At 63.1% G+C, this 17,851-nt stretch carries 18 protein-coding genes; 10 read left to right on the top strand and 8 right to left on the bottom strand.

Going from position 1 to position 17,851, the window contains the following annotated elements; translation table 11 throughout:
* Positions 1 to 2 precede the first annotated feature (2 nt).
* Positions 3 to 683 (bottom strand): ribulose-phosphate 3-epimerase, encoded by a 681-nt coding sequence (rpe, locus tag DFO50_RS08825; RefSeq protein WP_028499604.1) that lies wholly within the window; start codon positions 681 to 683, stop codon positions 3 to 5.
* Between the two features lie 126 nt (positions 684 to 809).
* On the opposite strand from rpe, the gene apaG reads away from it, so the two are divergent.
* Positions 810 to 1,190: a Co2+/Mg2+ efflux protein ApaG gene (gene apaG / locus DFO50_RS08820; RefSeq protein ID WP_028499605.1), complete on the top strand. Its 381-nt coding sequence runs from the start codon at positions 810 to 812 to the stop codon at positions 1,188 to 1,190.
* On the opposite strand, the gene DFO50_RS08815 is transcribed toward apaG, so the two are convergent.
* The 3 genes from DFO50_RS08815 to orn form a co-directional block, all read right to left on the bottom strand.
* Positions 1,159 to 1,668 carry a CinA family protein gene (locus tag DFO50_RS08815; protein ID WP_028499606.1) on the bottom strand — a complete coding sequence of 170 codons (510 nt, stop codon included), beginning with the start codon at positions 1,666 to 1,668 and terminating at the stop codon, positions 1,159 to 1,161. The genes apaG and DFO50_RS08815 overlap by 32 nt on opposite strands.
* A complete protein-coding gene (pgi, locus tag DFO50_RS08810; protein ID WP_107889646.1) occupies positions 1,665 to 3,317 on the bottom strand; it encodes a glucose-6-phosphate isomerase in 1,653 nt (550 codons plus the stop codon). The genes DFO50_RS08815 and pgi overlap by 4 nt, the downstream gene beginning before the upstream one ends.
* A gap of 97 nt (positions 3,318 to 3,414) precedes the next feature.
* Positions 3,415 to 3,960, bottom strand: coding sequence for an oligoribonuclease (gene orn, locus DFO50_RS08805; protein ID WP_028499608.1), 546 nt, complete (start codon positions 3,958 to 3,960; stop codon positions 3,415 to 3,417).
* Between the two features lie 94 nt (positions 3,961 to 4,054).
* Between orn and DFO50_RS08800 the strand changes: the two genes are divergently transcribed.
* The 5 genes from DFO50_RS08800 (at position 4,055) to DFO50_RS08780 (ending at position 8,318) form a co-directional block, all read left to right on the top strand.
* Positions 4,055 to 5,314 (top strand): M48 family metallopeptidase, encoded by a 1,260-nt coding sequence (locus tag DFO50_RS08800; RefSeq protein WP_112692351.1) that lies wholly within the window; start codon positions 4,055 to 4,057, stop codon positions 5,312 to 5,314.
* Complete coding sequence (locus tag DFO50_RS08795) at positions 5,311 to 5,640, top strand: 4a-hydroxytetrahydrobiopterin dehydratase (protein ID WP_107889645.1); 330 nt, start codon at positions 5,311 to 5,313, stop codon at positions 5,638 to 5,640. Before DFO50_RS08800 ends, DFO50_RS08795 begins: the two co-directional genes overlap by 4 nt.
* The gene (gene rsgA, locus DFO50_RS08790) at positions 5,637 to 6,506 is read left to right on the top strand and encodes a ribosome small subunit-dependent GTPase A (protein WP_107889644.1); all 870 of its coding nucleotides are present in this window, start codon (positions 5,637 to 5,639) and stop codon (positions 6,504 to 6,506) included. The genes DFO50_RS08795 and rsgA overlap by 4 nt, the downstream gene beginning before the upstream one ends.
* Positions 6,507 to 6,847: 341 nt before the next feature.
* The gene (locus DFO50_RS08785; protein WP_028499612.1) at positions 6,848 to 7,582 is read left to right on the top strand and encodes a beta-ketoacyl-ACP reductase; all 735 of its coding nucleotides are present in this window, start codon (positions 6,848 to 6,850) and stop codon (positions 7,580 to 7,582) included.
* A gap of 163 nt (positions 7,583 to 7,745) precedes the next feature.
* A complete protein-coding gene (locus DFO50_RS08780; protein ID WP_107889643.1) occupies positions 7,746 to 8,318 on the top strand; it encodes a hypothetical protein in 573 nt (190 codons plus the stop codon).
* Between the two features lie 49 nt (positions 8,319 to 8,367).
* Here DFO50_RS08780 and DFO50_RS08775 read toward each other — a convergent pair whose 3' ends face one another.
* Positions 8,368 to 8,793, bottom strand: a complete 426-nt coding sequence (locus DFO50_RS08775; RefSeq protein WP_028499614.1) for a DUF2147 domain-containing protein — start codon at positions 8,791 to 8,793, stop codon at positions 8,368 to 8,370.
* Between the two features lie 201 nt (positions 8,794 to 8,994).
* Here DFO50_RS08775 and DFO50_RS08770 point away from each other — a divergent pair, with 201 nt between their 5' ends.
* Entirely contained in the window at positions 8,995 to 10,317 is a 1,323-nt protein-coding gene (locus DFO50_RS08770) for a dicarboxylate/amino acid:cation symporter (RefSeq protein WP_028499615.1), read from the top strand.
* 66 nt (positions 10,318 to 10,383) lie between these two features.
* On the opposite strand, the gene DFO50_RS08765 is transcribed toward DFO50_RS08770, so the two are convergent.
* The gene (locus tag DFO50_RS08765; RefSeq protein ID WP_028499616.1) at positions 10,384 to 11,223 is read right to left on the bottom strand and encodes a PhzF family phenazine biosynthesis protein; all 840 of its coding nucleotides are present in this window, start codon (positions 11,221 to 11,223) and stop codon (positions 10,384 to 10,386) included.
* A 138-nt stretch (positions 11,224 to 11,361) separates the two neighbouring features.
* Here DFO50_RS08765 and DFO50_RS08760 point away from each other — a divergent pair, with 138 nt between their 5' ends.
* On the top strand, positions 11,362 to 11,628 hold the full coding sequence (locus DFO50_RS08760; RefSeq protein ID WP_028499617.1) for a GlsB/YeaQ/YmgE family stress response membrane protein: 267 nt from the start codon (positions 11,362 to 11,364) through the stop codon (positions 11,626 to 11,628).
* 42 nt (positions 11,629 to 11,670) lie between these two features.
* On the opposite strand, the gene DFO50_RS08755 is transcribed toward DFO50_RS08760, so the two are convergent.
* Entirely contained in the window at positions 11,671 to 12,714 is a 1,044-nt protein-coding gene (locus tag DFO50_RS08755) for a histone deacetylase family protein (RefSeq protein WP_028499618.1), read from the bottom strand.
* A gap of 168 nt (positions 12,715 to 12,882) precedes the next feature.
* The gene (locus DFO50_RS08750; protein WP_084300124.1) at positions 12,883 to 13,890 is read right to left on the bottom strand and encodes a cytochrome-c peroxidase; all 1,008 of its coding nucleotides are present in this window, start codon (positions 13,888 to 13,890) and stop codon (positions 12,883 to 12,885) included.
* Between the two features lie 423 nt (positions 13,891 to 14,313).
* On the opposite strand from DFO50_RS08750, the gene DFO50_RS08745 reads away from it, so the two are divergent.
* Together DFO50_RS08745 and DFO50_RS08740 are read left to right on the top strand one after the other, a co-directional pair.
* Positions 14,314 to 14,685, top strand: a complete 372-nt coding sequence (locus tag DFO50_RS08745) for a FlxA-like family protein (protein WP_028499620.1) — start codon at positions 14,314 to 14,316, stop codon at positions 14,683 to 14,685.
* Between the two features lie 324 nt (positions 14,686 to 15,009).
* The gene (locus DFO50_RS08740; protein ID WP_028499621.1) at positions 15,010 to 17,790 is read left to right on the top strand and encodes a ribonucleoside-diphosphate reductase subunit alpha; all 2,781 of its coding nucleotides are present in this window, start codon (positions 15,010 to 15,012) and stop codon (positions 17,788 to 17,790) included.
* The last annotated feature ends 61 nt before the right edge of the window (positions 17,791 to 17,851 follow it).

Here is a 17,851-nt window from a genome sequence, read left to right as displayed (position 1 = left end):
GTTCAGGCCACCGTGGCGAGTTCGGCGCGCATGGCATTGATCACGCCGCGGTAATCCGGCTGGCCATAGATGGCGGAGCCGGCCACGAAGGTATCGGCGCCGGCGCGGGCGATCTCGGCGATATTGTCGATCTTGACCCCGCCGTCGACTTCAAGCCAGATCTCGCCGCCGTGCTTTGCCGTCCAGGCGTCGATGCGCTCGCGCGTCATCCGGATCTTGTTCAGCGCTTCCGGGATAAAACTCTGCCCGCCAAAGCCCGGGTTGACCGACATGATCAGCACCATGTCGAGCTTGTCCATGACGTGGTCGAGATGATGCAGCGGTGCAGCCGGATTGATCACCAGCCCGGCCTTGCAACCGTTGTCGCGGATCAGGCCCAGCGTGCGGTCGACATGGTCGCTGGCTTCGGGGTGGAAGGTGATCATGTTGGCGCCGGCCTTCGCAAACTGGACCGCCAGCGCATCGACCGGCTTCACCATCAGGTGTACATCGATCATCGCTTCGGTATAAGGTCGTATCGCCTTGCACACCATCGGCCCGATGGTCAGGTTGGGCACGTAGTGGTTGTCCATCACATCGACGTGGATGATATCGGCCCCGGCCGCCACGACATCGCGGACTTCCTCGCCCAGACGGGCAAAATCGGCGGACAGGATGCTGGGGGCAATACGGAACTGACGCATGGCAAAATCGACCTGATAGCGAAAAACCGGATTTTACCGGTTTGCCGCCGTCGACGCATGGTCTTGGCATTTTTCCATTCGCCCCTATCTGCAGGACGCCCATCCACCTTGCAACGGGATCGCCACATGCAGAACAACAAATACGCCATCACGGTCGAACCGCAGTCGTTCTACATCGAAAACCAGTCTGCGCCGGACGACGGCCAGTACGTGTTCGCCTACCGCATCCGCATCACCAATGCCGGTACGGTATCCGCGCAATTGCAGGCCAGACACTGGATTATCACCGACGATACCGGCCATGTTGAGGAAGTTCATGGCGAAGGCGTGGTCGGCGAAAAGCCGACACTGGCGCCGGGAGAGTCGTTCGAGTATGTCAGCGGCGCCGGTATCGGCACGCCGTACGGCACCATGCGCGGCAGCTACCAGATGCTCGCCACCGACGGCACGCCGTTCGAGGCCGAGATCCCCGAATTCACCCTTCTTGGCCCGCGCGTGTTGCATTGACGCGCTCCAGCAGCGCGTCGAGCGCCACTTCGACCGTCTGCGTGCGCACCGCCCGCCGGTCACCGGCGAAATGACGGACGAAGGTATCGACCCGGCCGAACGGCATGGCGATGGCGAAGCAGACCAGGCCGACCGGCTTGTCCGGCGTGCCGCCGCCGGGACCGGCCACGCCGCTGACCGCGACACTCCAGTCGGCCCCGCTGAGCTTCTGCACCCCGCGCGCCATTTCCGCCGCCACCACCTCGCTGACGGCACCGTGCGCGGCCAGTGAGGCCGGCGACACTTTCAGCATGCCGGTCTTGGCCGCATTCGCATAACTGACCACGCCCCAGCCGAACCAGTCGCTGGAGCCGGCGATATCGGTCAGCGCACCGGCAATCAGGCCGCCAGTACACGACTCGGCGGTTGCCACGGTCTCGTGCCGCGCCTTCAGGCGCAGGCCGAGCGTTTCCGCCCGGGAGCGAATCGATGCACTCATTGGCCTCTCCGGCGATAGCGTTCGATCAGGGCATTGGTCGAACCGTCATGGCTCAGCGGGCCATTGCCCGCCAGTTCCGGCGCGATGCGCCGGGCCAGCAGCTTGCCGTACTCGACCCCCCACTGGTCAAACGAATTGATGCCCCAGATCACGCCTTCGACAAACACCTTGTGCTCATAAGCGGCCAGCAGCATGCCGAGCGAGCGCGGGCACAGCGCATCCAGCACCAGGGTATTGGACGGCTGATTGCCCGGAAAGACCTTCTGCGGCAGCAGCATGTCCAGCGTGTCGCCAGAGACGCCCTCGTCTTCCAGCTGCGCCAGCGCTTCGGCCACGGTCTTGCCGCGCATCAGCGCCTCGGTCTGCGCCAGGCAGTTCGCCACCAGTTGCCGGTGATGGTCGCCAACCGGGTACTGGCTGGACAGCGGCAGGATGAAATCGCACGGCACCAGCCGCGTACCCTGATGCAGCAACTGGAAAAACGCATGCTGGCTGTTGACGCCGACCTCGCCCCAGATCACCGGGCCGGTATCGAAATCGAGTTTCTCGCCATAGCGACCGACACGCTTGCCGTTGGACTCCATGTCCAGCTGCTGCAGATAGGCCGGCAACCGGGCCAGGCCCTGGCTGTACGGCATGATGGCGTGGGTATGCGCCCCGTAGAAGGTGTTGTACCAGACGCCAAGCAGGCCCATCACCACCGGGATGTTGCGTTCGAACGGCGCCGAGAAAAAGTGCGCGTCCATCTCGCGGGCGCCGGCAAGAAAATCGCGAAAGTGCGCCTCGCCAACGGCGATCATCACCGGCAGGCCAATGGCCGACCAGACCGAATAGCGCCCGCCGACCCAGTCCCAGAAACCGAACATATTGGCCGGATCAATGCCGAAGCGGCACACCGCCGGAGTATTGGTCGACACGGCGACGAAGTGGCGCGCCACGTCGGCGGCCGTTGCCGTGCGCAGGAACCAGTCGCGGGCCGCTTCGGCATTGGCCAGCGTTTCCGGGGTGGTGAACGATTTCGAGGCAACGATGAACAGCGTGGTGGCCGGATCGCAATGCGCCAGCGTCTGCATCAGCTGCGCGCCATCGAGATTGGAGACGAAATGCACCCGCACCGCCTCGCTGGCGAACGGGCGCAGCGCGCTGTCGACCAGCATCGGCCCGAGATCGGAACCGCCGATGCCGATATTGACCACATCGGCGATGCGCCGGCCGTCATGCCCCAGCCACTCGCCGTCGCGCACGCGGCGGGCAAAATCGAAACAGCGTGCCAGCGTGGCATGCACGTCCGGCACCACATCGATGCCGTCGACGCAGTAGTGGTCGTGCTCGCCGGCGCGCAGCGCCATGTGCATGACGGCACGATGCTCGCTGACATTGACCGGTTCGCCGTCGCGCAGGCGCCGCATCCAGTCACCGAGCCCGGCCGTGCGCGCCAGTTCGGTCAGCAGTTCCATCGTCCGCGCCGTCACCCGGTTTTTCGAGTAATCGAGCAGGAAGCCGTCGAGTTCGATGGAGAAATGTTCAAAGCGCTGCGGGTCGGCCTCGAACAGGTCGCGCATGTGCACCGGGCGGGTCGCACGCTGATGATGGTGCAGTTGCGCCCAGACCGGCGTGAGGTTGATGTCGTTGGCGAGCAGGGAGGCCATGGCGTCAGCAGGAACAGGTATCGATCGGCGGCGCCTGCACATGCCGGCGCCGGACTTTTCAATCAGGCATGGCCCGCCGGCGGGCGGGCTTTTGCGCTCACAGCTTGATGAAATGCTCGCGGTAGTACTTCATTTCCTCGATCGACTCGTAGATGTCGGCCAGGGCTTCGTGCTTGCCGTGCTTTTTCATGCCCTTGGCAATTTCCGGCTTCCAGCGCTTGCACAGTTCCTTCAGCGTCGACACGTCAAGGTTGCGGTAATGGAAGTGGGCTTCCAGTTCCGGCATCCAGCGCGCCATGAAGCGGCGGTCCTGGCAGATCGAGTTGCCGCACATCGGCGATGCCTTGGCCGGCACGTGCTGCTGCAGGAAAGCCAGCATCTGCGCCTGCGCGGCGGCTTCGTCCAGCGTCGATGCCCTGACCTTTTCGATCAGGCCGCTGCGGCCATGGGTGCCCTTGTTCCAGGCGTCCATGCCGTCGAGCACGGCGTCGCTCTGGTGAACGACCAGCACCGGCGACTCGGCCACGGTATTGAGTTCGCTGTCGGTAATGACGACAGCCAGTTCAATCACGCGGTCGCTGTCCGGATTCAGCCCGGTCATTTCCATGTCGAGCCATATCAGGTGGTTTTGGTCTTGTGCCATACTGGTGTGCTTTTCTGTATTGAATTTCGGTAGCGGTGGAATTGTCTCATACTCGACGCCACTCTCCCCATCCTGCCATACCATGTCCGTCTCCATGACCACACTTGTCACCAGTGCCTTCCTGCTCGCCCTGGCCTTTTCGCTGGCGCTGCGCCTGTACCTGGCCTCGCGTCACATCCGCCATGTCCGGGCGCACCGCGAGGCCGTGCCGGCGGCCTTCACCGGCCGCTTCACCCTGGCCGATCACCAGCTGGCCGCCGATTACACCGTGGCCAGGACCCGGCTCGCCATGCTGTCGGCGCTTGTCGACGCCGGTGTGCTGCTGGCGCTGACCCTCGGCGGCGGCATCGAGGCGCTGACGGTATTCTGGCTGGGTCTGGGCTGGCCCCCGGTCGTCAGCGGCACGGCGCTGATCCTGTCGCTGATGGCAATCACCGGCCTGATCGGCCTGCCGTTCGGCCTGTATGCAACCTTCGGCATCGAGGCCCGCTTCGGCTTCAACAAGACCAGCATCAGGCTGTTCATCATCGACCAGTTGAAGAGCCTGCTGGTCGGGCTGGTGCTCGGCGTACCGCTGTTGCTGCTGGTGCTGTGGCTGATGTACGGCAGCACACTGTGGTGGCTGTGGGTGTGGCTGGTCTGGAGCGCCTTCTCGCTGCTGATGGTCTGGCTGTTCCCGACCGTGATCGCACCGCTGTTCAACCGCTTCCTGCCGCTGGAAGATGGCGAGCTGAAACAGCGCATCGACGCCCTGCTCACCCGCTGCGGCTTCCGCTCCAGCGGGGTATTCGTGGTCGACGGTTCGCGCCGCTCCAGTCACGGCAACGCCTATTTCACCGGTTTCGGCGCCGCCAAGCGTATCGTGTTCTACGACACGCTGCTGAACCAGCTCGATGGCGACGAGATCGAGGCCGTGCTTGCCCATGAACTGGGCCACTTCAAGCGCCGGCACATCATCAAGCGCATCGTGCTGACCTTTGCCCTGTCCTTCGCCTTCCTGCTGCTGCTCGGCTGGCTGCTGGAATGGACGCCGTTCTACTTCGGCCTCGGCATCAGCACGCCGACGCTGGCAGCCGGGCTGATTCTGGCCGCCATGGCGCTGCCGGCCTTCACCTTCCCGCTGACCCCGCTGATGAGCCGGCTGTCCCGCCGCCAGGAATTCGAGGCCGACGCCTATGCCGCCGAACACGCCGACCGCCATGCGCTGGTCTCGGCGCTGACCCGGCTCTACCGCGACAACGCGTCGACGCTGACCCCGGACCCGCTCCACTCGGCGTTCTACGACTCACACCCGCCGGCAACGATCCGCATCCAGCATCTGGAATCGCTGCCGCATACCGGAGTTTCCGCATGAACCGACTTGCCCGCGAGCGCTGCTCGCCCCAGCATGCCCACACCCGGCTGGAGGCGGAAGAAATTCCGTCCCTGCTGGAAGCCCTGTCCGAATCCTGGCGCCTCGACGGCGAGACACTGGTCCGCCGCTTCGACTTCGCCAACTATCACGAGACCATGGCCTTCGTGAATGCCAGCGCGTGGATCTCGCACCGCGAGGACCATCATCCGGACCTGTCCGTGCATTACAACCGGGTGGAAGTCTCCTACTCGACCCACGATGCCGGCGGTCTGACCCGCAACGACTTCATCTGCGCCGCCAAGCTCGACGTACTGGACAGCCTGTGACGCAATCGGCCGGACAGATCATCAGAAGCCATGGTCGACGCTATGTGGTCGAAGCCGACGATGGCAACACCTACGACTGCAGCACGCGCGGCAAGCGTTCCGACTACGCCGCCGGCGACCGGGTCGACCTGCAGATCAGCAATGGCGAGCAGGCGGTCATCGAACGGGCGCAGCCGCGCCGCAGCCTGCTGTACCGGCAGGACGATTTCCGCCAGAAGCTGATCGCGGCCAATGTCACCCAACTGGTCGTGGTACTGGCCGCCGTGCCGACCCCGTCGCGGGAATTCCTCGACCGGGCGCTGATCGCCGCCGAGGCGGCCGATATCGCGGCACTGATCGTCCTGAACAAGACCGACCTGCCGGAAACGCCGGCCGCGCGCGAGCTGCTGGGCTTCTACCGCGAGATCGGCTACCCGGTGCTGGAACTGTCGGCACTGGGCGACATCTCGCCGCTGCGCGAACGGCTGACCGGCCAGACAACGGTACTGATCGGCCAGTCCGGCATGGGCAAGTCCACGCTGACCAACGCCCTGCTGCCGTCGGCACAGGCCCGGGTCGGCGATATTTCCACCGCGCTGGATTCCGGCCGCCATACCACCACCCATGCGACGCTGTATCACCTGGACGCCGACAGCCACCTGATCGATTCGCCCGGACTGCAGGAATTCGGCCTGATGCATCTCGATGCAACCCAGGTCATTCACTACTTCCCGGAAATGCGCGAGCTGGCCGGTCGCTGCCGCTTCCACAACTGCGCGCACCTGGTCGAGCCGGGCTGCGGGCTGATCGCGGCCAGTACCGCCGGCGAGATCGCGGCCGTCCGGCTGCCCCTGCTGCAGAAACTTACCCGCATGCTGCAGCGTTGATTCACTAGCTGATTCAATCATTTAGTCAAAGCCATCCACCCGGATGGCTTTTTTTCATTCTGCGTCCATTCGGCCAGAATTATGCTTTTGCTCATTTTGCCAAACGTGTCGGCAATTCAGCGCTATAAACAAATCAGCCCCCCGATATTCCACGCATTTGTTGCATTGCGGCATTTTCTGCAATCTCATCCATATTGCATTGCGGAATGCATTTTCCATTCGTATGGTTCATCATGAATAAAACGGACTGAAGAATAACGGTCCGCCAATAACCGGGGTGGCGTGACGCCACCGGGCCTGGCGGCACCCGCAACGCTTGCACCCACAATAAGGAGGTACAGATGACACGAATTGCTCTCGTCACCGGCGGTATGGGGGGGATTGGCACTGCCATCTGCAAGGCACTTGCCCAGGCCGGTCATATCGTCATCACGACCTATTCCCGCCCCGGCAAGGAAACGGCCTGGCTGGCCGATATGAAAGAGCAGGGATTCGATGTCCACGCCTATCAATGCGACGTCACCGATTTCGATGCCTGCAGTGCCCTGATCGCGAAAATCCAGTCCGAAGTCGGCCCGGTCGACGTGCTGGTCAATAATGCCGGGATTACCCGTGACGGCGTGCTGCGGAAAATGGACAAGGCGTCGTGGGACGCCGTCATGTCGACCAACCTCGACAGCGTTTTCAACATGACGCGGCCGCTGATCGAAGGCATGTGCGAGCGCGGTTTCGGCCGGATCATCAGTATTTCGTCGATCAATGGCCAGAAGGGCCAGCTCGGCCAGACCAACTACTCGGCGGCCAAGGCCGGCATGCACGGCTTCAGCATGGCGCTGGCGCAGGAAGTCGCCCGCAAGGGCGTGACGGTCAACACCGTCAGCCCGGGCTATATCGGCACCGACATGGTGATGGCGGTCCCGGCCGAAGTCCGCGAAAAGATCGTCGCCCAGATCCCGCTGGGCAGGCTCGGCAAGCCGGAGGAAATTGCCGGGCTGGTCGCCTATCTGGCCAGCGACCTGGCCGGTTTCATGACCGGCGCCGATCTGGCGATGAACGGCGGGCAACACATGATGTAATGCCATAATTCCCGCCAGTCAACTGCAAGAGACGGTCGCAACGCGACCGTCTCTTTTCATCCACAGCGCCAACCGCCACTTTTGTTCCCGCAGCGGCCTTTCCATTACAACCTGTCCGGTACGGTCGTGCGCCGTACCTTGCCTTGACCGGAAAGGAAACGTAATGGAGCTGTTCTCGCATGTACGCATCATCATCGGCGTCGTCATGAGCCTCGGGCTGACCCATCTGCTGCAGGGCATCGCCTCGCTGGTCCAGCACCCGGAACCGCGCAAGGTCTATATGGTCCATCTGCTCTGGGTCGTGTCGATGGTGCTGTATCTGCTGCATTTCTGGTGGTGGGAGTTCCGCCTCAGGCATCTCGCCGACTGGACCTTCCTGATCTATGTATTCCTGATCGTCTACACCGTCCTGCTGTATCTGCTGTGTTCGCTGCTGTTTCCGCGCAGACTGGCACCGTATGCCGACTTCGAGGAGTACTTCCTTTCCCGCCGGCGCTGGTTTTTCGGCCTGATGGCGCTGGTCTACCTGCTGGATATCATCGATACCGCACTCAAGGGCGACCAGCACCTGCAGTCGCTCGGCCTCGAATACCTGGTGCGCATCGCCGTATACGTGGTGTTGTGTCTGGTGGCGATGCAGACGGCCAGCCACCGCTTCCATCTGGTCTTTGTCATCGCCAGCCTCGCCTATCAGATCTCGTTCGCGCTGCGGCTGTTCTGGCGCGAGACCAATTAACGCAATGCGCCGCCCGAAGGCGGCGCATTGCGGTGCAACGGTGTCGCGCTTACTGCCGTTCCCAGGTCTGGGTACGACCGAGCAGCGACACGCCGAGGAAACCGCGCACTTCGAGCTTCTTGCCGCTGTCCTGCAGTCTGGCCTTGCTGCTGTAGATCTTGCCCTTTTTCGGGTCGAGGATCTTGCCGCCTTCATAGCTGTCGCCGGACTTTTTCAGGCCCCAGAGAATGGTCATGCCCTGGATCGGCTTGTCCTTGCGATCGCCATCGCACTGGTCGCATCTGGCGTCCGGATTGTGGAACAGCTTGACGATCCGGCCCTGGTATTCGCCACCGTTGTCGGTAATCTGCACCAGCGCCTTCGGCTGTCTGGTTTCGTCATCGATGGTCTTCCAGGTTCCGACAATGGCTTCGTCGGCACGCGCCAGTCCGACCAGCAGCAATGTCCCCATCAGCGCAGCAGCGATCTTCTTCATGTTGTCTCTCCATCCTCGAAAAAACGATTGTTTTAAGTTGGAACTCTAGAATGCCGAACGCGTTCCCGACGGTCAAGCTATTGGGGTAAACCCGATTGGGGAAACACCCAATTCATTTCGGGCAATTCTGTAGCGCATCATTCGATCACCATAGGAGAAACGGGTGGCTCGCGTCACCCTCAGCGCAAGACAGGAATCGGGATGCAAAGAAAAATCTACAAGAGCCTGTATTTTCAGGTGATCGTGGCCATCGTGCTGGGGGTCGTGCTCGGCCACTTCCTGCCGGAGACCGGTGCCAGCATGAAGCCGCTCGGAGACGGTTTCATCAAGCTGGTGAAGATGATGATCACGCCGATCATCTTTTGTACCGTGGTGGTCGGCATTGCCGGCATGGAAGACATGAAGAAGGTCGGCCGCGTCGGTGGCAAGGCGCTGCTGTACTTTGAAGTCGTGACCACGCTGGCACTGGTCATCGGCCTGTTCGTCGTCAACACGCTGAAGCCGGGCGCCGGCATGCACGTCGACCCGGCCACGCTGGATACCAAGTCGATTGCCAAGTACACCGCCGCTGCCGAGCACCAGTCGGCTGTCGACTTTGTGCTGCACATCATCCCGAACAGCGTGATCGGCGCGTTCGCCGAAGGTGAAATCCTGCAGGTGCTGCTGTTCTCGGTGCTGTTCGGCTTCGGTCTGTCGCTGATGGGCAAGGGCGGCAAGCCGGTGCTGGAGTTCATCGAAAAAGTCTCGCACGTGCTGTTCGCCATCATCGGCTTCATCATGAAGCTCGCCCCGATCGGTGCTTTCGGCGCCATGGCCTTCACCATCGGCAAGTACGGCGTCGGCAGCCTGACCTCGCTGGCCGCGCTGATGGGCAGCTTCTACCTGACCTGCCTGCTGTTCGTGTTCGTCGTGCTCGGCGCGATCGCCCGCTACTGCGGCTTCAGCGTGTGGAAGCTGATCAAGTACATCAAGGAAGAACTGCTGATCGTGCTCGGCACCTCGTCGTCCGAGTCTGCCCTGCCCCGGCTGATGGTCAAGCTCGAACAGCTCGGCTGCGCCAAGCCGGTTGTCGGCCTGGTGGTACCGACCGGCTACTCGTTCAACCTGGACGGCACGTCGATCTACCTGACCATGGCCGCGATCTTCATCGCCCAGGCCTGCGGCATCGAACTGTCGCTGACCCAGGAACTGACCATTATCGGCGTGCTGCTGCTGACGTCGAAGGGTGCCGCCGGCGTGACCGGTTCGGGCTTCATCACCCTGGCCGCCACGCTGGCCACGGTGCCGGACATTCCGGTTGCCGGTCTGGCGCTGATCCTCGGCATCGACCGCTTCATGTCCGAAGCCCGCGCCCTGACCAACCTGGTCGGCAATGCGGTGGCCACGGTGGTGGTGTCGAAGTGGGAACACTCGCTGGATGCCGCGCAGATGAAGCGCGAGCTGGACAGCCCGACCCCGATCGAACACGGCATGCAGATCAACGCACCGCACCTGACGCGCGAAGTGTCGCAGGAACTGTCCTGATTCCTGCTGCTTCATCGCAAAAAACCGCCGCCCGGCAACGGACGGCGGTTTTTTTCATGCCCTCTCCTACAGATCGATCTGACCGCTGCCGACCGGCATCACCCGCCCGCCGACGCGAATCACGCCGGCGGCGTCCACTTCGAGATCGAGCACATTCGGCCGGTTCAGCGCATGGCCCTGCTCCAGTCGCCAGTGCAGCCCGCGCCGGCCGTCACTGGCCAGCCAGCCGCCCAGGTTGGCACAGGCCGAGCCGGTGCCCGGGTCCTCGATCACCTGGCCGTTGTGGGTGAAGAACAGCCGCACCGTGGCCACCGCGCCGTCGACATGCCAGACATAGGCCATCGCCGCCCCGGTCACATTGCGGCACAGCGCATCGATGCCGGCCGCCGACGGCCGGCAGGCCAGCACCGCATCGCGGCTGGTCAGTTCGATCAGCAATTGCTCGGTGCCGGTATTGACGAATCTTGCATCGCGCAGCGCCCCGGCGCCGAGGCCCAGCATGTCGGCCAGTGCATCCTGCTCGCCCGTGAACGGGCGCACCTGCGCCGGTTTGGCAGTCAACTGCGCATACCCCCCTTCACCCAGCACAATCGGGAACATTCCGGCCGCCATTTCCAGCCGGACCGATGCACTCAGCCCGCGCAACCGCGCCAGTACGGCGGCCGTGCCCAGTACCGGATGGCCGGCGAACGGCAGTTCGTAGCCGGGGGTGAAGATGCGCACGCGGGCATCGCCCCCCTCGGTGGCCGGAAAAACGAAGGTGGTCTCGGACAGGTTCATCTGCGCGGCAATCGCCTGCATGGTCGTGCTGTCGAGTCCGTCGGCCGGTTCGAATACCGCCAGCGGATTGCCGCCGAACGGCGTTTCGGCAAAAACGTTGACCAGATGGAAGCGGTAACTCGGCATGAATGGGCTCCTCGATGGATCAGTCCTTCATCATAACGACTTGCCGTGGCCGGATAACCGGAATTCGCCGATTCCTGTAGGGTTTGCGGAACGGCTGGTCTAGGCTGACGAAACAGAACTCACATCAAGGGAAACACCATGGGCTGGATTATCACGATACTGGCAGGCGCACTGATCGGCTGGCTGGCCAGCAAGGTGATGGGCACCGATGCCCAGCAGGGTGCGATCGCCAACATTCTGGTCGGCATTATCGGCTCGGCGCTCGGCAAGTGGATCTTCGGCGATCTGCTCGGCATCGGCTCGGCCTATGCCGCAGGCGGGTTCTCCATTGCCGGGCTGGTCTTCGGCATCCTGGGGGCTGTGGTGCTGATCTTCCTGCTGAAGATGGTCGGCATATTCAAGTAAATGCCGGCGGCCGGGCTCCTGTCCCGGCCGCCGCCGTTTCACTCAGTGACCGTCGAAGCCGTTCAGCACGCTGACCGCATTCTCGCCGATCGGTCCGACCGCATAGCCGCCCTCCAGGCAGAACAGCGTCTGCAGGCCCAGCCGGGCCAGCCGGGCGCCGACGGCATGAAAATCGGCCGTTTTCAGCTTGAAGGTCGAGATCGGATCTCCCTCATAGGTATCCAGCCCCAGCGACACCACCAGCGCATCGGGCCGGAAAGCCGCAATCGCCGTGCACGCCTGTTCCAGCGCCGCCATCCAGGTCGGAACGTCGCTGCCGGCCGGCAGCGGCAGGTTCAGGTTGCACCCTTCCCCCTCCCCGGCGCCGCGCTCGTCGGCAAACCCCAGATAGAACGGAAACTCGGTGCGCGGGTCACCGTGGATGGACACGAACAGCACATCGGCACGGTCATAGAAAATCTGCTGCGTGCCATTGCCGTGGTGGTAGTCGACGTCCAGGATCGCCACCCGGCCCAGCCCGCTGTCGCGCAGATGCTGGGCAGCGATCGCGGCATTGTTGAAGAAGCAGTAGCCGCCAAAGACGTCGGCCGCGGCATGGTGCCCCGGCGGACGGCACAGCGCGAACGCGGCCCGCTCGCCGGCCAGCAGGCGATCGGCACCGGTCAGGGCGGTCTGCGCCGACCAGTAGGCGGCAGGCCAGGTGCCGGCGGTCACCGGCGTGCCGGCGTCCATGGAGAAATAGCCCAGCTGGCCGTCGATGTCCTGCGGCTCGATCTGGCGGAAGCAGCGCGTCGGCCAGATCAGCGGCAGCGCATCATAGGTGCGGCCGGTTTTCGAGCGCCGGCTTGGCGCGGTCCAGCGCGACCAGAACGTCTCCAGAAAACGCACGTAGTTGTCGCGATGCACCGCCAGGATCGGCGCCTTGCCATGGTCGGTCGGCGCAATGCGCTCGAATCCGGCCCGGTCGACTTCGGCCAGCACCATGTCAGCGCGCGAAGGGTTCTCGAAGCACGGTTTCAGCGTGCCATCCACCAGTTCGGCATTGCCATGCTGAAGGCGATGTTGCTCGGTGTACACAGTCAGCATCGGAAAAAACACTCCCATAGAGAAACGGCCACCCGGCGACGCGTCGGCGGCATGCATTCACCCTACGCCACCCGCAGGCAAAATGTGCTGCCCTGGATCAGGAAGCCGGCCCGACGCAAAAAACCCCGCTCGCGAGCGGGGCCTGTTGCCGGCTGGCCGGTCGACGGGTCAGTCGAACGGATGCGGGCGCGGGGTGTTGTCAGCCGACGGCGGCAGGATCGGCATGTCGATCTTCGGCTGGTCGCCGGTCAGCGTCTTCAGGAAAGCCACGATATTGGCGTTCTCGCTCCTGGTGAACTGCTTGCCGAGCTGCAGCTTGCCCATCGTGTCCACCGCTTCGGACAGCGTGGCCGCCGCGCCGTCGTGGAAGTACGGGTAGGTCAGTTCGACGTTGCGCAGGGTCGGCACCTTGAAGTTGAAGCGGTCGGCATCCTTGCCGGTCACCGCGGCACGGCCGATCGCCGGGTTGTCGGTCTTGTACGGCGTGACCAGCCCCATTTTCTGGAACGAGGCGCCACCGACGGCCGGACCATTGTGGCAGGCCACGCAGCCGCTGTTCTTGAACAGCTGGTAACCGGCCAGTTCCTGGGCGGTCAGCACCTTCTTGTCGCCCTTGAGCCACTTGTCGAAGCGCGAGTTCGGCGTGACCAGCGTTTCCTCGAACACGGCGATCGCGTCGGTGATGCGGTTGATGTCGATCTTGTCCGAACCGTACACCCTGGCGAATTCCTGGCGGTACTGCGGGATGGACTGCAGCACGTCGACCGCCAGCGTATGCGTCGACGCCATTTCGCCCGGGTTGGCGATCGGGCCGCCGGCCTGTTCCTGCAGGTTCTTCGCCCGGCCGTCCCAGAACTGCGCCAGGTTCAGGCTGGAGTTCAGCACCGTCGGCGAGTTGATCGGGCCTTTCTGCCAGTTGTGGCCGATCGAGGTCTTCAGGTTGTCCGAACCGCCCATGCTCAGGTTGTGGCAGGAGTTACAGGAGATGAAGCCGGAACGCGACAGCCGCGGATCAAACCACAGCTTCTTGCCCAGTTCGGCCTTGGCCGGCTGCGTCAGCTTGTACGGGGCGATCGGCTGAATCGGCTCGTCCCCTGCTGCGCTGTCTGCCCATACCCAGCCGGCAGTCAGCATCACGCTGGCAATCGCGCCAATCTGAAATAGTTTTTTACTCATTTACGGCCTCCTTGATTCACGACGTCGTACCCAATATCTATTGGCCTGTTGCGCCAATGACCAGTCCATCCGCATAAAATGCTATTGGCTTTCAATATGCACAGTATTGACCGAAGTCAACAAGCTCAGGCTATCGACCGGATCAGGCAAACAGTAAAATCAACACGTTGATTACAAAAGGATTTTTTGTTATAAATTTTTTAAATCACTTCGATTAACATTGGCTATCGCCGAATGAAAAAACCGAAACAGCCAATGTTTTACGGCAAATAAACGGCGTTATGCCTGACAGATAAAAAAAAGAATAAATTTGTCCTGACACGCCATTTTTAATTCAATTCTTCATTCTGCAAAACAGAAAAAATTAAATACCTGGCGCATCCGGTCGATAACAGGCACAACGAATCACAGGACGCACCGGACATGACCTCGATCTCCGTCAACCTCAGCAGCTCGGCCTCGTCGACCAGAATGTCGACCGGCGCCACCGACAGCCTCGGCAAGAAGATCGCCGACCTGAAGCAGCAGGTTCAGGATCTGTACAAGCAGGCGCAGGAACTGAAGGACGCGAAGCTGTCGCCGGCAGAGAAAGAGAAGCAGCAGCGCATCATCGAGGCGTCGATCCAGATGCTGCAGGCCGAAATCGCCCGGCTGGAGAAGGAACGTGCCAGCCAGGGCAAGCAGGGCGGCACCGAACCGTCCAGGGACCCCAAGCCCGGCACGGAGGTCAAGACACCGACCGCCAGCGTCGCCAGCCCCTCGAACACCGGCACCCAGGTCGACGACTTCGCCTGAGGAGTGTTGCGGAACAGCAGTCCAGGCGGCGGATCACGTGATCCGCCGCTTTTCGTTTCTGCCCTGCCGTCCGTCACCCGTTGCATCCGCCCCACACCCCGTACAAAAAACACCCCCTCCCGCAAGTGCTTGAACGCAGGCGAAAAACGCGCTGCGGATATCGTCGTCGGCTGGAAAACCGTTATGTCCATGCCTTGTCATGAACAGACAATGACTACTACAATTTGTGCAACAACTATGAAAACAGCAGCACATATTGTGTAAAAACCCGCCTGGCACGGGTTTTCAGCCGACACAAGCGTCCCAGCAAAGGAGCTCCCAACGATGTCTGTCGCATCCACCGCCTCATACCAGTGCATCCGTCGCAACGGCGACGTGGTGCCGTTTGCCCCTGACAAGATTTCCGTCGCCCTGAGCAAGGCTTTCCTGGCCGTGCTCGGCAGCGAAGCCGGCGGCTCCAGCCGCCTGCGCGATGAAGTGGAACACCTGACCGCCACCGTGGTGGCAGCCCTGATCCGCCGCCGCCCGGAAGGCGGCCCGATCCATATCGAAGACATCCAGGACCAGGTCGAACTGGCCCTGATGCGCGCCGGCGAGCAGGAAGTGGCCCGCGCCTACGTGCTGTACCGCGAACGCCGCGCCGCCGAGCGCCGCGCTGCCCGCGAGGCACTGGGCCTGGCCGCCGCCCCCACCCTGCACGTCACCCGTGCCGACGGCAGCCGCGCGCCGCTGGATCTGGACCGGATGGCCACGCTGGTGCATACCGCCTGCATCGGTCTGGAAGCCGATACCGACCCGGCCGCCATCCTTGGCGACACGCTGAAGAACCTGTACGACGGCGTCAGCGAAGCCGAAGTCGGCCGCGCCGTGGTCATGTGCGCCCGGCAGATGATCGAGCGCGACCCGGCCTACGACAAGGTCACCGCCCGCCTGCTGCTGGATTCGATCCGCGGCGAAGTGCTCGGTCGCCATGTGGCGCAGACCGACATGGCCGCGCTGTACGCCGACGCCTTCCCCGGCGCCATCCAGCGCGGCATCCAGGCCGAGCTGCTCGACCCGCGTCTGGGCGAATTCGACCTTGCCCGCCTGGGCCAGGCGCTGAACGCCGACGCCGACCTGCAATTCGGCTATCTCGGCCTGCAGACCCTGTACGACCGCTACTTTCTGCATATCGAAGGCCGCCGCATCGAACTGCCGCAGACCTTCTTCATGCGCGTGGCGATGGGCCTGGCGCTGAACGAAGCCGAACGCAACGACCGCGCGATCGAGTTCTACCGCGTGCTGTCCAGCTTCGACTTCATGAGCTCGACGCCGACACTGTTCAACGCCGGCACCCTGCACAGCCAGCTGTCCAGCTGCTACCTGACCACGCTGGGCGATGATCTGACCGAGATTTTCGACGGCATCAAGGAAAACGCGCTGCTGTCCAAGTACGCCGGCGGCCTCGGCAATGACTGGACCCCGGTGCGTTCGCTCGGCAGCCATATCAAGGGCACCAACGGCAAGAGCCAGGGCGTGGTCCCGTTCCTGAAGGTGGCCAACGACACTGCCGTCGCGGTCAACCAGGGCGGCAAGCGCAAGGGCGCGGTGTGCGCCTACCTGGAAACCTGGCACGCCGACATCGAGGAATTCCTCGAACTGCGCAAGAACACCGGTGACGACCGTCGCCGCACCCATGACATGAACACCGCCAACTGGGTGCCGGACCTGTTCATGCAGCGGGTGATGGAAGACGGCCCGTGGTCGCTGTTCAGCCCGAGCGAAACCCCGGACCTGCACGATCTGACCGGCAAGGCCTTTGCCCGCCGCTACGCCGAGTACGAAGCCATGGGCGAGCGCGGCGAGCTGCGCGTCTACAAGCGCCTGCGCGCGCTGGACCTGTGGCGCAAGATGCTGACCATGCTGTTCGAGACCGGCCACCCGTGGCTGACGTTCAAGGACCCGTGCAACCTGCGCAGCCCGCAGCAGCACATGGGCGTGGTCCACAGCTCGAACCTGTGCACCGAGATCACGCTGAACACCAGCGACAGCGAAATCGCCGTGTGCAACCTCGGCTCGGTCAACCTGGCCAACCATATCCGCAATGGCCAGCTCGACGACGCCAAGCTCGCCGGCACCGTGCGCACCGCCATGCGCATGCTGGACAACGTGATCGACCTGAACTTCTACCCGGTCGAAAAGGCCCGCAACGCCAATATGCGCCACCGCCCGGTCGGCATGGGCCTGATGGGCTTCCAGGACGCACTGCATGCGCTGGGCCTGGCCTACGGCTCCGATGCAGCAGTCGAGTTCGCCGACCGTTCGATGGAAAGCATTGCCTACCACGCCTACTGGGCCTCGACCTCACTGGCCGAGGAACGCGGCACCTACCAGACCTACGACGGCAGCCTGTGGAGCCGCGGCATCCTGCCGCACGACAGCCTCGACCTGCTGGCCGAGTCGCGCGGCGGCTGGCTGGAAGTCGACCGCTCGACCACGCTGGACTGGGACCGCCTGCGGGCCCGCATCAAGCAGTTCGGCATGCGCAACTCGAACTGCCTGGCCATCGCCCCGACCGCGACCATCGCCAACATCATCGGCGTGTCGGCCAGTATCGAACCGACGTACAAGAACCTGTTCGTCAAATCGAACCTGTCCGGCGAGTTCACCGTGGTCAACGAGTACCTGGTCCGCGACCTGAAGCGTCTGGGGCTGTGGGACAAGGTGATGCTGGCCGACCTGAAATACTTCGATGGCGACCTCGGCCCGATCGAACGCATCCCGGCCGAGGTGAAAGCCCTGTACGCGACGGCATTCGACCTCGACCCGAGCTGGCTGGTCGAAGCCGCCAGCCGGCGCCAGAAGTGGATCGACCAGGCACAGAGTCTGAACCTGTACATGGCCGGCGCCTCGGGCAAGAAGCTGGACACGCTGTACAAGCATGCGTGGGTACGCGGTCTGAAAACGACCTACTACCTTCGCACGCTGGCCGCGACCAGTGCCGAGAAGTCCACCGGTCGTGGCGGCGAGCTGAACGCCGTCCCGGTCGCCGCCCCGCCGGCCGTCCCGGCGACGGACATGAAGTTCTGCTCAATCGACAACCCCGACTGCGAATCTTGCCAGTAGGCAAGATCGCAGGCGGTGGTTGAGGCGCAGCCACAACCCGGACGCTCCTGCGACAGCAGGA

It is taken from the genome of Microvirgula sp. AG722 (genome assembly GCF_003269145.1).
In the GTDB taxonomy this organism is placed as follows: Bacteria; Pseudomonadota; Gammaproteobacteria; order Burkholderiales; family Aquaspirillaceae; genus Microvirgula; species Microvirgula aerodenitrificans.
The sequence above is the reverse complement of the archived record's forward strand: the minus strand, read 5'-3'. Positions and strand labels throughout refer to the sequence as shown.

What these genes read in the sequence shown, in the direction of transcription:
- orn (WP_028499608.1), bottom strand. Translation starts at nt 3,960, where the DNA reads ATGGCACAAGACCAAAACCACCTGATATGGCTCGACATGGAAATGACC.
- DFO50_RS08800 (WP_112692351.1), top strand. Translation starts at nt 4,055, where the DNA reads ATGACCACACTTGTCACCAGTGCCTTCCTGCTCGCCCTGGCCTTTTCG.
- DFO50_RS08785 (WP_028499612.1), top strand. Translation starts at nt 6,848, where the DNA reads ATGACACGAATTGCTCTCGTCACCGGCGGTATGGGGGGGATTGGCACT.
- DFO50_RS08795 (WP_107889645.1), top strand. Translation starts at nt 5,311, where the DNA reads ATGAACCGACTTGCCCGCGAGCGCTGCTCGCCCCAGCATGCCCACACC.
- DFO50_RS08745 (WP_028499620.1), top strand. Translation starts at nt 14,314, where the DNA reads ATGACCTCGATCTCCGTCAACCTCAGCAGCTCGGCCTCGTCGACCAGA.
- DFO50_RS08750 (WP_084300124.1), bottom strand. Translation starts at nt 13,890, where the DNA reads ATGAGTAAAAAACTATTTCAGATTGGCGCGATTGCCAGCGTGATGCTG.
- apaG (WP_028499605.1), top strand. Translation starts at nt 810, where the DNA reads ATGCAGAACAACAAATACGCCATCACGGTCGAACCGCAGTCGTTCTAC.
- rpe (WP_028499604.1), bottom strand. Translation starts at nt 683, where the DNA reads ATGCGTCAGTTCCGTATTGCCCCCAGCATCCTGTCCGCCGATTTTGCC.
- DFO50_RS08740 (WP_028499621.1), top strand. Translation starts at nt 15,010, where the DNA reads ATGTCTGTCGCATCCACCGCCTCATACCAGTGCATCCGTCGCAACGGC.
- DFO50_RS08775 (WP_028499614.1), bottom strand. Translation starts at nt 8,793, where the DNA reads ATGAAGAAGATCGCTGCTGCGCTGATGGGGACATTGCTGCTGGTCGGA.
- DFO50_RS08760 (WP_028499617.1), top strand. Translation starts at nt 11,362, where the DNA reads ATGGGCTGGATTATCACGATACTGGCAGGCGCACTGATCGGCTGGCTG.
- DFO50_RS08770 (WP_028499615.1), top strand. Translation starts at nt 8,995, where the DNA reads ATGCAAAGAAAAATCTACAAGAGCCTGTATTTTCAGGTGATCGTGGCC.
- DFO50_RS08765 (WP_028499616.1), bottom strand. Translation starts at nt 11,223, where the DNA reads ATGCCGAGTTACCGCTTCCATCTGGTCAACGTTTTTGCCGAAACGCCG.
- DFO50_RS08780 (WP_107889643.1), top strand. Translation starts at nt 7,746, where the DNA reads ATGGAGCTGTTCTCGCATGTACGCATCATCATCGGCGTCGTCATGAGC.
- DFO50_RS08815 (WP_028499606.1), bottom strand. Translation starts at nt 1,668, where the DNA reads ATGAGTGCATCGATTCGCTCCCGGGCGGAAACGCTCGGCCTGCGCCTG.
- pgi (WP_107889646.1), bottom strand. Translation starts at nt 3,317, where the DNA reads ATGGCCTCCCTGCTCGCCAACGACATCAACCTCACGCCGGTCTGGGCG.
- DFO50_RS08755 (WP_028499618.1), bottom strand. Translation starts at nt 12,714, where the DNA reads ATGCTGACTGTGTACACCGAGCAACATCGCCTTCAGCATGGCAATGCC.